The sequence below is a fragment of the Pseudonocardia sp. ICBG1293 genome, from assembly GCF_020131355.1.
In the GTDB taxonomy this organism is placed as follows: domain Bacteria; phylum Actinomycetota; class Actinomycetes; order Mycobacteriales; family Pseudonocardiaceae; genus Pseudonocardia.
The window spans coordinates 607694-620535 of the sequence record NZ_JAHLEL010000038.1 but is presented as its reverse complement, the minus strand read 5'-3'; the positions used below and the strand labels follow the sequence as shown (position 1 = coordinate 620535).

General features: G+C 72.8%; 13 protein-coding genes and 1 pseudogene. 6 read left to right on the top strand and 8 right to left on the bottom strand.

Translation table 11 applies throughout. The features are described 5' to 3' along the window. Positions 1–93: 93 nt before the first annotated feature. On the bottom strand, positions 94–1083 hold the full coding sequence (locus KPF47_RS16745; protein WP_224389688.1) for a glutathione S-transferase family protein: 990 nt from the start codon (positions 1081–1083) through the stop codon (positions 94–96). 123 nt (positions 1084–1206) lie between these two features. Further along, the gene (locus KPF47_RS16740) at positions 1207–1560 is read right to left on the bottom strand and encodes a hypothetical protein (RefSeq protein WP_224389687.1); all 354 of its coding nucleotides are present in this window, start codon (positions 1558–1560) and stop codon (positions 1207–1209) included. A 215-nt stretch (positions 1561–1775) separates the two neighbouring features. Between KPF47_RS16740 and KPF47_RS16735 the strand changes: the two genes are divergently transcribed. The 3 genes from KPF47_RS16735 to KPF47_RS40165 all read left to right on the top strand — a co-directional run bounded on the left by KPF47_RS16735 (position 1776) and on the right by KPF47_RS40165 (position 4350). Next, positions 1776–2324, top strand: coding sequence for an acetyl-CoA hydrolase/transferase C-terminal domain-containing protein (locus tag KPF47_RS16735; protein WP_224389686.1), 549 nt, complete (start codon positions 1776–1778; stop codon positions 2322–2324). Between the two features lie 341 nt (positions 2325–2665). Further along, positions 2666–3517 carry a class I SAM-dependent methyltransferase gene (locus KPF47_RS40170; RefSeq protein WP_308015409.1) on the top strand — a complete coding sequence of 284 codons (852 nt, stop codon included), beginning with the start codon at positions 2666–2668 and terminating at the stop codon, positions 3515–3517. Continuing rightward, a complete protein-coding gene (locus KPF47_RS40165) occupies positions 3514–4350 on the top strand; it encodes a methyltransferase domain-containing protein (protein ID WP_308015408.1) in 837 nt (278 codons plus the stop codon). The genes KPF47_RS40170 and KPF47_RS40165 overlap by 4 nt, the downstream gene beginning before the upstream one ends. Positions 4351–4364: 14 nt before the next feature. Here KPF47_RS40165 and KPF47_RS16725 read toward each other — a convergent pair whose 3' ends face one another. From KPF47_RS16725 to pcaH, 4 genes are all read right to left on the bottom strand, one after another. After that, positions 4365–5600 (bottom strand): alpha/beta fold hydrolase, encoded by a 1236-nt coding sequence (locus KPF47_RS16725; protein WP_224389685.1) that lies wholly within the window; start codon positions 5598–5600, stop codon positions 4365–4367. Beyond that, entirely contained in the window at positions 5564–6142 is a 579-nt protein-coding gene (locus tag KPF47_RS16720; protein WP_224389684.1) for a GtrA family protein, read from the bottom strand. The genes KPF47_RS16725 and KPF47_RS16720 overlap by 37 nt, the downstream gene beginning before the upstream one ends. A gap of 130 nt (positions 6143–6272) precedes the next feature. Then, positions 6273–6827: a protocatechuate 3,4-dioxygenase subunit alpha gene (pcaG, locus tag KPF47_RS16715; protein WP_224389683.1), complete on the bottom strand. Its 555-nt coding sequence runs from the start codon at positions 6825–6827 to the stop codon at positions 6273–6275. After that, the gene (pcaH, locus tag KPF47_RS16710) at positions 6824–7522 is read right to left on the bottom strand and encodes a protocatechuate 3,4-dioxygenase subunit beta (protein WP_224389682.1); all 699 of its coding nucleotides are present in this window, start codon (positions 7520–7522) and stop codon (positions 6824–6826) included. Before pcaH ends, pcaG begins: the two co-directional genes overlap by 4 nt. A 160-nt stretch (positions 7523–7682) precedes the next feature. On the opposite strand from pcaH, the gene KPF47_RS16705 reads away from it, so the two are divergent. Beyond that, positions 7683–8525: an IS5 family transposase gene (locus KPF47_RS16705; protein ID WP_224386276.1), complete on the top strand. Its 843-nt coding sequence runs from the start codon at positions 7683–7685 to the stop codon at positions 8523–8525. 91 nt (positions 8526–8616) lie between these two features. Here KPF47_RS16705 and KPF47_RS16700 read toward each other — a convergent pair. Continuing rightward, positions 8617–9556, bottom strand: a pseudogene (locus KPF47_RS16700) (IS5 family transposase). Between the two features lie 47 nt (positions 9557–9603). Beyond that, complete coding sequence (locus tag KPF47_RS16695) at positions 9604–10827, bottom strand: 4-hydroxybenzoate 3-monooxygenase (RefSeq protein WP_224389681.1); 1224 nt, start codon at positions 10825–10827, stop codon at positions 9604–9606. Positions 10828–10896: 69 nt separating this feature from the next. Between KPF47_RS16695 and KPF47_RS16690 the strand changes: the two genes are divergently transcribed. Together KPF47_RS16690 and KPF47_RS16685 are read left to right on the top strand one after the other, a co-directional pair. After that, entirely contained in the window at positions 10897–11655 is a 759-nt protein-coding gene (locus KPF47_RS16690; RefSeq protein ID WP_224389680.1) for an IclR family transcriptional regulator, read from the top strand. A 56-nt stretch (positions 11656–11711) separates the two neighbouring features. Then, a complete protein-coding gene (locus KPF47_RS16685) occupies positions 11712–12839 on the top strand; it encodes an epoxide hydrolase family protein (protein ID WP_224389679.1) in 1128 nt (375 codons plus the stop codon). Positions 12840–12842: the final 3 nt, after the last annotated feature.

Here is a 12842-nt window from a genome sequence, read left to right as displayed (position 1 = left end):
GGAGTCGTCGGGGCAGTCGCATCGCGACCATCGTGACAGGCCCGCCCGGTCCCGGCTCCCCCGCCGCGCCGCGACGGGCGGCCGCTCCCCGGGTCAGGTGAGCGGGGGGACCCGCTCGGACTCCGGCGGCGGGCCGGGCGGGGTCCCGTCGCCGAACGGGCGCCCGCCCAGCTCCTCGCGGCCGTGCGCGGTGAGCCAGTTCGCCGAGTCCGGCCCCTTCGGGACGATCCCGGTCGGGTTCACCGACGTGTGCACGCCGTAGTAGTGCTGTTTGACCTGCTCGAAGTCGATCGTGTCGCCGAAGCCGGGGGTCTGGAACAGGTCCCGGGCGTAGGCCCAGAGCACCGGCAGCTCGGTCAGCTTGTGCCGGTTGGCCTTGAAGTGGCCGTGGTAGGCGGCGGCGAAGCGGACCAGGGTCACCCACAGCCGGATGTCGGCCTGGGTGATGGAGTCGCCGACCAGGTAGCGGCGCGTCGACAGGTGCTCGGACAGCTCGTCCATCCGGGACCACAGGGCGTCGTAGGCACGGTCGTAGGCCCGCTGGGACGAGGCGAACCCGCACTTGTAGACGCCGTTGTTGACGTCGTGGAAGATCCCCTTCCCGATCCGCTCGATCGCGTCCTCGTCGGTCCACAGGTCCGGGGCGCCCTCGCGGTGGAACTCCCGCCACTGGCCGGACAGGTCGCGCTCCAGCAACGCGTACTCGTTGGTGACGACCTTGCCCGAGGAGATCTCGACCATCGCCGGGACGGTGACGCCCTCGTCGTAGCCGGGGACGGCCTTCTCGTAGGCCTCGCGCAGGTACTCGATGCCCAGCACCGGGTCCACGTCGCCGGGGTCGAGGTGGAAGCGCCAGCTCCGCTCGTCGTGCAGCGGGCCGGCGACACCCATCGAGATGGCGCCCTCCAGCCCGAGCAGCCGCCGGGTGATGATGACCCGGTTCGCCCACGGGCAGGCCCGCGCGCCGACCAGGCGGTAGCGGCCCGCCTCGACCGGCCACGGTGACGACCCGTCGGCCGTGATCCGCTCGGCCACCCCGAGCGCGTCCCGCACGAACTCACCGCTGTCCTGGTCGGTCCCCATGCCCGGAACGCTAGCGCTGTGGTCGGATGGACGCATGGGCGTCGACGGTGACCTCGCACGCGGTCTGTCCGAGCTGGTCGCACCGGGTTGCCGGGTGGCGGTGGCCGACGGCTGCGGGCTCCCCTACGCGCTCGCCCGCCCGCTGTCGGAGGTCGCGGGGCGGGTCGGGGGCGTACGGCTGGTGCTGGGCTGGGTGCCCGGCCCCGCCCCGGACATCGACCCGGCTGCGTTCGCCGACATCCGCACGGTCGTGGGCGGGCCGGGGGTGCGCGCGCTGGTCGAGTCCGGGCACGCGCACCGGGTCCCGGCCCGGCTCTCGGCGACGCCCGCGGTGCTGACCGGGCCGCTGCGCCCGGACCTGCTGCTGGCCACCGTCGTCCGCGACGACCGGGGCGAGCTGCGGTTCGGCGCGGAGGTGTCCTGGATGCGCGCGCTGTACGACGCCGGGGTGCCGGTCGCCGCGGTCGTGTCCGCCACCGCCCCGCACGCCGATGTCGGCCCCCCGCTGACCGGGGTGAGCGTGCTCGGCGAGGTCGACGGGCCGGCCGGGGCCCCGTTCGCCGTCGCGGGCCCGACCCCGACCGACGCCGACCGGGCGGTCGCCCGCCGCGGTCGCCCGCCTCGTCCCCGCCGGGGCCCGGATCCAGTTCGGGCCGGGTCGGCTGGCCGCCGCGCTCGTCGACGCCCTGGACGTGCCGGTCGCGGTGGACTCCGGCCTGCTCGCCGACGCGGTCGTCGACCTGGACGCCCGCGGGCTGCTGCGTGCCACGCCGTCCTCGACGGCGCTCTACGGCGGCCCCCGGCTCCACGACTGGGCCGACCGGCTCGGCCGCGCCGGGCACGGGACCGTCCGGCCGGTCGGGTACACCCACGACGTGTCCCGGCTCAGCACCGACCCGGGCCCGCTGGTCGCGCTGAACACCGCCCTGGAGATCGATCTCGACGGCCAGGTCAACGTCGAGGGCGTCGCCGGGTCGGCGGCCGGGATGATCGGGGGGCACCCGGACTTCGCGGCGGCCGCCGCCCGCGGGCCGGGGCTCTCGGTGATCGCGCTGCCGTCGGCCCACCGCGGCCGCCCCACGCTGGTCGAGCGGCTCGGCGGGCCGGTGACGACACCGTCGCACGACGTCGACGTGGTCGTCACCGACCGGGGTACGGCGGACCTGCGGGGGCTCGGACGCACCGAGCGGCGACGCGCGCTGGGCTCCCTGTGGGGCGACGCCGTTACCCCGGACGAGTGAACTCCGATCCCGTACTGTGACCGGAACCACAGATCACCCGGGGTGAACGGATCACCGGCGTCCCGGGCGCGAGCCGGGACCGGCCGCACGGCCGTGACGCGGCGTCCATTCCGGACCGACGGCGTGTGACGACCACGTGACGTCACTGGTGGGCCCGCGCGCCGTCCACCCCCGTGGCGACCTGTGTCGTCGCTGCCCGGAAAGACACCGGATGACCGGGTGAGTTGCGCATAGCACAACTCCGGCGGCCGTTCCAGGCTCACCCTCGGTGAGCGGACAGGGGCCGCGGGGGCACCTACCGTCAGGGCCGTCCCGCACCCGAGCGCCGAGGAGGCGCGCCCATGACGGCAGACCACCGCAGCGGGCTCCGGGGGCCCGCCAGCACCGTGCAGGAGTTCGGCGACACGCCCACCGAGGTCCGCGAGTCCACCCACTACAAGCACGAGTACGTGCAGACCTTCGTCGACAAGTGGGACGAGCTGATCGACTGGCGGGCCCGCTACGCCAGCGAGGGGCGGTTCTTCGTGGACCAGCTCCGCAGGCGCGGGGTCACCAGCGTGCTCGACGTGGCGACCGGCACCGGCTTCCACTCCGTGCGGCTGCTGGAGGAGGGCTTCGAGACCGTCGTGTCCGCCGACGGCAGCGCCGAGATGCTGGCGAAGGCCTTCGACAACGGGATGAAGTTCGGCGGGCACGTGCTGCGCGTCGTGCAGGCCGACTGGCGCTGGCTCAACCGGGACGTGCACGGCGAGTACGACGCGATCATCTGCCTCGGCAACTCGTTCACCCACCTGTTCTCCGAGCGTGACCGCCGCAAGGCGCTCGCCGAGTTCTACGCGATGCTCTCCCACGACGGCGTGCTGATCCTGGACCAGCGCAACTACGACGCGATCCTGGACAACGGCTTCACCTCGAAGCACCGCTACTACTACTGCGGCGACGACATCGTCGCCGAGCCGGAGTACGTCGACGACGGCCTCGCCCGGTTCCGCTACCGGTTCCCCGACGGGTCCCAGTACCACCTGAACATGTTCCCGCTGCGCAAGGACTACACCCGTCGTCTCATGCACGAGGTCGGGTTCCAGCGGGTCGAGACCTTCGGCGACTTCCAGTCGACCTACGCCGACGACGAGCCCGACTTCTTCGTGCACATCGCCGAGAAGGCCTACCTCGACCAGGAGGACGCCGAGTGACACGGACGCCCCACGACACCGCCGAGCACACCGCCCGCTCGTACTACGACTCCGACGACGCCGACACCTTCTACTCCCGGGTCTGGGGCGGGGAGGACATCCACGTCGGCGTCTACGCGACACCGGACGAGCTCATCTCCGTGGCCAGCGCACGCACGGTGACCCGGATGGCCGAGGTCGCCGGGGTCGGGCCCGGCACCAGGGTGCTGGACCTCGGGGCGGGCTACGGCGGTGCCGCCCGCCGGCTGGCGTCCGCGCACGGGGCCACGGTGCACTGCCTCAACCTGTCCCCCGTGGAGAACGCCCGCAACGAGCGGATGACCCGCGAGCAGGGACTGTCCGGGCAGGTGGAGGTCACCACCGGGAGCTACGAGGACGTGCCGGTCGAGACCGCCTCGGTCGACCTGGTCTGGTCCCAGGACGCGTTCCTGCACTCCGGATCGCGCGACACCGTGCTGGACGAGATCGCCCGGGTGCTGCGTCCGGGAGGACAGGTGGTCTTCACCGACCCGATGGCCGTCGACGACCTCGACCAGTCCTCGATCCAGCCGATCCTCGACCGCATCGCGCTGTCGTCGATGGCCACGCCCGGGTTCTACACCGAGGGGCTGGAGCGGCGGGGGTTCACCGACGTCGGGTTCCACGACCACGCCGAGCACCTGCCGACCCACTACCGCCGGGTGCGCGAGGAGCTGGTGGCCCACGAGGAGGAGCTGTCGTCCTCGATCTCGGGGCCCTACCTGACCGCGATGAAGGCGGGCCTGCAGCACTGGGTGGACGGCGGGCGGGCCGGGAAGCTCACCTGGGGGATCGTGCACGCCGTGCGCGGCTGAGGCCCGCCGGCGGCTCAGCCGTCGTCGGTGTCGTTCCCGCCGGTGTCGTTCCCGCCGGTGTCGTCCCCGTCGTCGCTCCCGTCGGCGTCGTTCCCGCTGTCGGTGTCGTTCCCGTCGTCGCCGTCCCGGTCGTCGTCGCCGTCCTGGTCGTCACCGTCCCGGTCGTCACCGTCCTGCTGCTGTTGCTGCGGGGGTGCGGGTGCCGGAGCGGGCGTCGCGGGCGCGCCGCCGCACGACGCGGCGGTGGTGAGGACGAGCGCGAGCGCTGCCAGCGTGCCGAGCAGTGCCCGGATGGGGGTGGTTCGTCGCATACGGGCGAGTCTCCCGGATCCTCCGGTCAGCCGCCGAGGAAGGCCCGTACCGCCGCGGTCGTCGCGGCGGGCTGCTCGTCGACGAGGAAGTGCCCGGCGCCGGCGACCGCGTCGCCGGTGACCAGTGCGGGGTCGGCGGCCGCGCGCCGCCACACCTCGAGCGGGCTCTCCGCGTTGGCGCCGACGACACCGCGCTCGCCCCCACAGCACGAGCGTGGGTGCGGCGATCCGCTCGTGCGCGGCGGCGGAGGCGGCGTCGTGCTCGAGGTCGATCGACGCGCCGGCGCGGTAGTCCTCCATCATCGCGTGCCGGGCGGCCGGGTCGGCGAACGCGCGCTCGTAGGAGGCCAGCGCCTCGGGCGGGTGCGCGTCCAGCCCGGACCCCCAGCCGCCGAGCAGCGAGTGCAGGTACCCGACCGGGTCCCCGGCGATCAGCCGCTCGGGCAGGTCGGCGGGCTGGATGAACAGGAACCAGTGGTAGTACGCCGTCGCCAGCGCCCGGTCGGTGTGGGAGTAGACGTAGCCGGTGGGGAGGATGTCGAGCAACGCGGCCTGTGCGACGCGCTCGGGATGGTCGAGCAACATCCGGTGGGTGACCCGGGCGCCACGGTCGTGGCCGACGACGGCGAAGGTGTCGAACCCGAGACGCGCCATGACGTCGACCTGGTCGGCGGCCATCGCCCGGAACGAGTACCCCGCGTGGTTCTCGCCGTCGGCGGGGCGGCCGGACTCCCCGTAGCCGCGCAGGTCCGTGGCGACGACGGTGTGGTCGCGGGCCAGGTCCGCCGCGAGCGGCCCCCACATCGCGTGGGTCTGCGGGAACCCGTGCAGCAGGAGCACCGGCGGGACCTCGCCCCCGCGCACCCCGTGCACGACGACCCGCTCCTCCGGCGGGCCGACGGTCAGGTCGAAGGGGTCGAACTCGACTGTTCCGGGCACGGGTGCCGTCCTCCCTGGTCGGGCAGCGCGCCGGCGGCGGCCGGCCGTGCCACATCGAACACCCAGAACCGCAGCACCGCGAACCGCAGCAGGCCACCGGCGAGGCTGGCGACCGCGACGACCGCCGCCTCCTCACCCGGTGTGGTGGCGCCGGCGAGCTGGTGCAGCGCGAGCAGCACCGCGGAGGTGTAGGTCGCGTAGAACGCGACGGTGCCCGCGTCCTGCACCCACTCGCGGAGCCGGTGCGCGGGAGCACCGTCGAAGGCGAGACGACGGCTGGCCTCGGTACTGACCGCGGTGGTGAGGACCAGCGCGAGCAGGTTCGCCGGGACGGCCGGGAGCACCGGCCGGAACAGCAGGAACAGCGCGGCGTTCAACGCCGTCGCCCCGCCGCCGACGGCGGCGTAGCGGGCGAGCTGCACGGCCAGCGGGTACCGCCGCGACAGGTCCGCGACCACGGCCGCCACGCGCCCGTGCACCCGGGCCGCGGACGGGACCGGGTCCACGAACGACCCGTGTGCCGACGAGTGTGCTGCGTCCACCGGTCCTCCCGCCCCTGCTGGGTAGATCTTCGCAGGAGTACCCGCGACGGATCACCGGGAATCAACCGGACGCGTCACACTCCTCACCCCGGCGTGCCACCGGGCCCGGTGTCCGCCGCGGCCCGGACGCTCACAGCGCCAGGAACACCGTCTCCCCCTCGCCGCGCAGCCGGATGTCGAACCGGTAGCGGCCCGGTCCGTCCGCGACGGCGAGGAGCGTGTGCCGGCGCCCGGCCGGGACCGCGGTGAGCAGCGGGTCGGACGCGTGGGCGTCGGCGTGCTCGGGGAAGTAGATGCGGGTGACCACGCGGTCGAGCAGGCCGCGGGCGAACACCGAGACGTCGATGTGGGGTGCCTCGTCGGGGAGGGCGCCGGGCAGCACCGTGCGGATCTGCCAGCGGCCCTCGTCGTCGGTGGGGCAGCGGCCGAAGCCGCGGAAGCCCTCGACGGTGGACTTCGCCGCGCCGCGCGGGTCGTCGGGGTGGTCGAAGCGGCCGTCCGGATCGGCCTGCCACGTCTCGACGAGCGCGTCGGGCACGAGCGCACCGGTGCCGTCGTGGACGGTCCCGCCGACGAGCACGGCGCCGGGGGTTCCGTCGGGCACGACGTCCGGCCCGTCCGGCCAGGGCAGCCCCAGCGACAGGTAGGGGCCCACGGTCTGGCTGGGGGTCAGCGGCAGGCTCATGCGTGGGGCTCCTCGAACGGGGTGGCGCCGTGGCCGCGCAGCACGATGTCGAACCGGAACGCCAGCGCCCACTCGGGGCGGGTCGCGTCCAGGTCGAAGGTGGACACCAGCCGCTCGCGGGCCGCCTCGGGCGTCGCGTTGTAGATCGGGTCCTGGCCGAACAGCGGGTCGTCCGGGAAGTACATCTGGGTCACCAGCCGCTGGGTGAACGCGCGCCCGAACAGCGAGAAGTGGATGTGGGCGGGTCGCCACGCGTTGTGGTGGTTGCCCCACGGGTAGGCGCCGGGCTTGATCGTGGTGAACGAGTAGTGACCCGACGAGTCGGTGAGGACGCGACCGCCACCGGTGAAGTTCGGGTCGAGCGGGGCGGGCCAGTTGTCCCAGCGGTGGGCGTAGCGGCCCGCGGCGTTGGCCTGCCACACCTCGACCAGGGTGTCCGGGACGGGTCGCCCGTCGGAGTCCAGCACCCGGCCGGACACGACGATCCGCTGGCCCTGGGCCTCGCCGTGCGCGCCGACGGTGAGGTCGTCGTCGCCGGGGCGGACCGGGCCGGTGAGCAGCGGGCCGGTGATCTCGGTGAGCCGCTGGGGCAGGATCACCGGCTGCTCGGACGGCGCCCGCAGCGCGGTGCTGCGGTACTCCGGCGAGAGCAGCGGGGCGTGGGTCCCGGCCGGGACGGGGGCGTAGCCCTGCATCGGCGGTCCTTCCTCGTGGTGGGTGGGGTCTAGGGCGTGTCTCCTAAGAGGTCGCGCGGATTGGTCACAGCTTGGCCGCGGTCGAGTGTCTGGGGGCGAGGGCGGGTACGGGCCTGCCGATCATGAAGTTATCTACGCTTCGTGATCGTCTGGAGGCCGCGTGCCCACCCTGCCATCATGGCTGACCGAGCCGTTGTGGGACCAGTTCACCGCGCTGCTGCCTCATCGAGACGAGTTCGATCCCACCCATCCGCTGGGCTGCCATCGCCGCCGGATCGCGGATCGGATCGTGTTCGACAAGCTCCTGCAGGTACTGCGGTTCGGCTGCTCGTATGAGGGCATCGCTGACAGCACCTGCTCGGCGACCACCATCCGCGATCGTCGTGACGAGTGGATCAGGCTCGGGGTCTTCGCCCAGCTGCGTCGGATCGTCCTGGACGCCTACGACCGCATCGTCGGTCTGCTGCTGCACGACATCGCCGTCGATGGCGCCATCACCAAGGCCCCCGGCGGCGGCGAGGTCGCCGGTCCGTCGCCGGTGGACCGGCGCAAACAGGGTATGAAACGTTCGGTGCTCGTCGAGGGATACGGCATCCCGCTGGGCCGAGTCCTGGCCGGAGCCAACCGGCACGACTCCCCGCTACTGGGCCCCACCCTCGACCGCCTCGATGCTCTCGGCCCGCTGCCCGACGACATCACCGTGCACCTCGACGCCGGCTATGACTCCGGCAAGACCCGCGACACGCTGGCCGAACGAGGCCTGCACGGCGAGATCGCGCACAAGGGTGAGAAAGCGCCGATCCAGGCCACCCGCCGCTGGCACGTCGAGCGGACCAACGCTTGGCACAACAGCTTCAACCGGCTGCAGCGCTGCTACGAACGACGAGAAATCGTCGTCGACGCGTTCTTCGACCTCGCCGACACGATCGTCACACTCCGTAGCTTGATTCGGCAGGCCTGGACCACACACCGCTGGAACGCCCGACCTGCACGACGTCCATGATCACCAACCAATCCGCGCGACCTCTAAGAGGTCGTTTCAGAACGACTTGTCGAGTTTCCATTGACCCCTCGACGACAGATCAAACGGCAGGTCAGATAGCCGCTTGTCGTCTACAACAGACACGTCGACCTCGTTCTGAAATGACCTCTAAAGTGCGCAACCAGGTGACGATGGCCTTCAGTGCAACTCCGCCGCGGTAGGTCAGGGCGAGTTTGTCGTAGCGGGTCGCGAGGCCGCGCCACTGCTTGACCTCGCAGAACCCGCGTTCGACGACGTTGCGGCCGCGGTAGTCGACCCGGTCGAACGCCGGTGGTCGACCGCCGCGTGTGCCGCGTCGTTTCCGGTGTCCCTGCTGGTCAGCCGGCTCCGGGATGACCGCGACGATCCGTCGTCTGCGCAGGTGGGCGCGGATGGCGCGTGAGGAGTAGGCCTTATCTGCGCGGACCCGCTCGGGCCGGGTCCGCGGTCGGCCCGGACCGACCCGTCCGACGCTCAGATGTGACATCAGGTGCGCGAACATCGGGGCGTCACCGGCCTGGCCAGGGCCGACCAGTACGACCAGCGGGCGGCCGTGTCCGTCAACGAGCTGGTGGATCTCCGTGCCGAGCCCTCCGCGGGAGCGGCCCAACGCGTGATCGGGCGGCTCGATCAGCAGATTCTTGTAGTTCGATCCGGCCCCCTGTGTCCCGCTGCAGGGTCGCGGCGTGTTGGTGAGCGCGGATGATCGTCGAGTCGACCGACACGGCCCAGTCCACGAGACCGGCGGAGTCGGCATCGGCGAGCAGAGCTGCGAGAACCTGGTCCCAGGTGCCGTCACCGCAGTAGCGGCGGTGGCGTTTCCATAGGGTCTGCCACAGCCCGAACTCGACCGGGACATCACGCCAGGCCCGCCCGCAGCGGAACCGGTAGATGATCCCCTCGATCACTCTGCGGTGATCGGCGAACGGGCGCCCTGGCATCCCGTCCGACGAGGGCAGTAACGGCTCGAGTCGGTCCCACTGGGCATCGGTCAGGACGGCACGGCGCGACACCTACTGATCATCGCGCAGGCCCGACCAGCCGGGTTAGGAGACGCGCCCTAGACGGCGCCGTGCGGGAGGCCGACGTAGTTCTCGGCGAGGCTCGTCGCAGCGGCGCGGGAGGTCACTGTGTACCGCAGCTGGGAGCGCTGCAGGCCGACGCCGAACGCGTCGCCGCCCTCGGTGGCGGGGTCGAAGCGGTGCAGCATCGAGGTCATGAACCAGGAGAAGTGCTCGGCCCGCCAGACCCGGCGCAGGCAGGTGTCGGAGTAGGCCGCCAGACCCGCGTCGTCGCCCTCGCGCAGCGCGCGGACGACCGCGTCGGCCAGCACCCGGACGTCGGCGATGGCGAGGTTCATGCCCTTGGCGCCGGTGGGCGGGACGATGTGCGCGGCGTCGCCGGCGAGGAACAGCCGTCCGCGGCGCATCGGCGAGGCGACCATGCTGCGCATCGGGGTGACCGAGGGCTTCTCGATGAACTCGCCCTCGTTGATGGTGAACCCGTCGCAGGCCAGGCGGGTGTGCAGGGCGTCCCAGATGCGGGCGTCGGACCAGTCGGACGGGTCGGTGTCGTTCGGGACCTGGACGTAGAGCCGGGTCACCTCGGGGCTGCGCATCGAGTAGAGCGCGAAGCCGTCGTCGTGGTGGGCGTAGACGAGCTCGTCGGTGGTCGGCGCGGCCTTCGCGAGCACGCCGAGCCAGGAGAACGGGTAGACCCGCTCGGCGATGTCCGGGGCGACCAGCGGCCGGGAGACGCCGTGGAAGCCGTCGCAGCCGGCGATCACGTCGCAGTGCAGCACCCGGTCCGCGCCGTCGGCGTCGGTCCAGGTGATCGACGGGGCGTCGGAGTCGACGTCGTGCAGGGCCAGGTCCGCCACCCCGAACTCGACGGGCAGCCCGGCGTCGTCGACCCGGTCGGCGAGCAGGTCCTTCACGACCTCCTGCTGGCCGTACACGGTGATGCCGGTGCCGACGAGGTCGGCGAAGTCGATCCGGTGGTCCTGCGCGGGGGCGCCCGGGGCCTCGGCGAACCGCAGGGAGATCCCGGTGTGCGGCATGCCCTCCCGCTCCAGCCGTCCGGCGACGCCCATCTCCCGCAGCAGCTCGACCGTGGGGGCCTCGAGCACCCCGGCCCGGACCCGGGCCTCGACGTAGCCGCGGTCCCGGGCCTCCAGCACGACCGCCTCGACGCCCGCCAGGTCGAGCAGCTTCGCCAGCACGAGCCCGGCGGGGCCGGCTCCGACGATGCCGACCTGGGTCCGGGACTCGCGCCGCTGCGTCATGGGGTCACTGTCCCGTTCCCGGGCGCGGGCGTTCGACCCCGCTTCCGTTCTGCGGAAGACTGCCCGGTCATGACGACGCGTCCGGTCCGCTCCGGGGTCACCGCACGGGTGCTGGACGTGCTCGGTGCGTTCAGCGTGCAGGCGCCCGTGCTCGGGCTGAGCGACATCGCCCGGCGCACCGGGCTCCCGCTGACCACGGTGCACCGGATCGTCGGAGAGCTGGCCGCGGGCGGCGCGCTGGACCGCGGCGACGACGGCCGCTACCGGATCGGGCTGCGGCTCTGGGAGATCGCCCACCTGGCCCCGGCCAGCCACGGTCTGCGGGAGTCGGCGATGCCGTTCCTGGAGGACCTGCACGAGGTCACCCGGCACAACGTGCAGCTCGCCGTGCTCGACCCCGACGACCCGGGCGAGGTGGTCTACGTGGAGCGCCTGTCCAGCCACGACGCCGTCTCGATCGTCACCCGCACCAGGTCGCGGCTGCCCTCGACGGCGACCGGGGTCGGGCTCGTGCTCCTCGCGCACGCCGACCCGGCCGCGGTCGAGTCGGTGCTGGCCCGGCCGATCCGCCGGTTCACCCCGTGGACGGTGTGCCGGCCCGACGGCGTCCGGACGCTGCTCGCCCAGGCCCGCACCGGCGGGTTCGTGGTGTCCGACCGGCAGATCGAGGAGGTGTCGATGTCGGTGGCCGCCCCGGTGCGCACCGGGGACGGGCCGGTCGTCGCGGGGCTGTCGATCGTCGTGCCGGCCGCGACGAACCCGCACACCCTGGTACCGGCGGTCCGCGCGGCGGCCCGCGGCATCAGCCGGGCCCTCGCCGCATCGTGATCGTTCCGATGCCGTCGCCGGTACGCCCGCCCCGGCGTTCCGTGTCACCGTGACACGTGCGCGACTTCCGGATCGAGATCCCCGACGCCGAGCTGGACGACCTGCGTGAGCGGCTCGCCCGGACCCGCTGGCCGGACCCGGCGACGGTCGGGGGCTGGACCCAGGGCGTCCCGCTCGACTACGCCCGCGAGCTCTGCGAGTACTGGCGCACCGGCTACGACTGGCGCCGCGTCGAGGCCGAGATCAACGCGTGGCCGCAGTTCCGCACCGGCCTCGACGGCGGCGGTGACGACTCCGTCGAGGTCCACGTGCTGCACGCCCGCTCGCGGCACCCGGACGCGATGCCGCTGCTGCTCACCCACGGCTGGCCGGGCTCGCTCGTCGAGTTCCTCGGCGTGCTGCCCGCGCTGACCGACCCCGAGGACCCGGCCGACGCCTTCCACGTCGTCGTGCCGACGCTGCCCGGCTTCGGGTTCTCCGGCAAGCCGACGGCGGCGGGCTGGGGGGTCGAGCGGATCGCCGTCGCCTGGGCGCAGCTGATGGACCGGCTGGGCTACGAGCGGTTCGCCGCGCAGGGCGGCGACTGGGGATCGATGATCACCTCGGCGCTGGGGACGGCCGCCCCGGAGCTGCTGTACGGCATCCACCTCACGATGGCGCTGGCCCCCCGGCCCGACGACGCGGCGGGCCTCACCGACCAGGAGAAGGCCGACATCCGCTTCTCCAAGGAGTTCTCCCGCTACGGCTCCGGCTACTCCGCCGAGCAGTCCACCCGCCCGCAGACCGTCGGCTACGGCCTGGTCGACTCCCCCGCCGCGCAGTGCACGTGGATCGTGGAGAAGTTCTGGGACTGGACCGACTGCGCGGGGCACCCGGAGAACGTGATCAGCCGGGACCGGCTGCTGGACAACGTCATGCAGTACTGGCTGGGCGCGGCGGGCGCGTCGTCGGCGCGGATCTACTGGGAGAGCTTCGCCCGCCGCCGCCTCGACGACGTCGAGGTCCCCACCGGCGTCGCCCAGTTCCCGCACGAGATGGTCAAGCTCCCCCGGTCCTGGCTGGAGCGCCGCTACACCGACCTGCGCTGGTTCTCCCGCCCCGACATCGGCGGGCACTTCCCGTCGCTGGAACAGCCCGAGTCCTTCGTCGACGAGGTGCGGGGTTTCTTCCGGACCCTGCGCTGATCT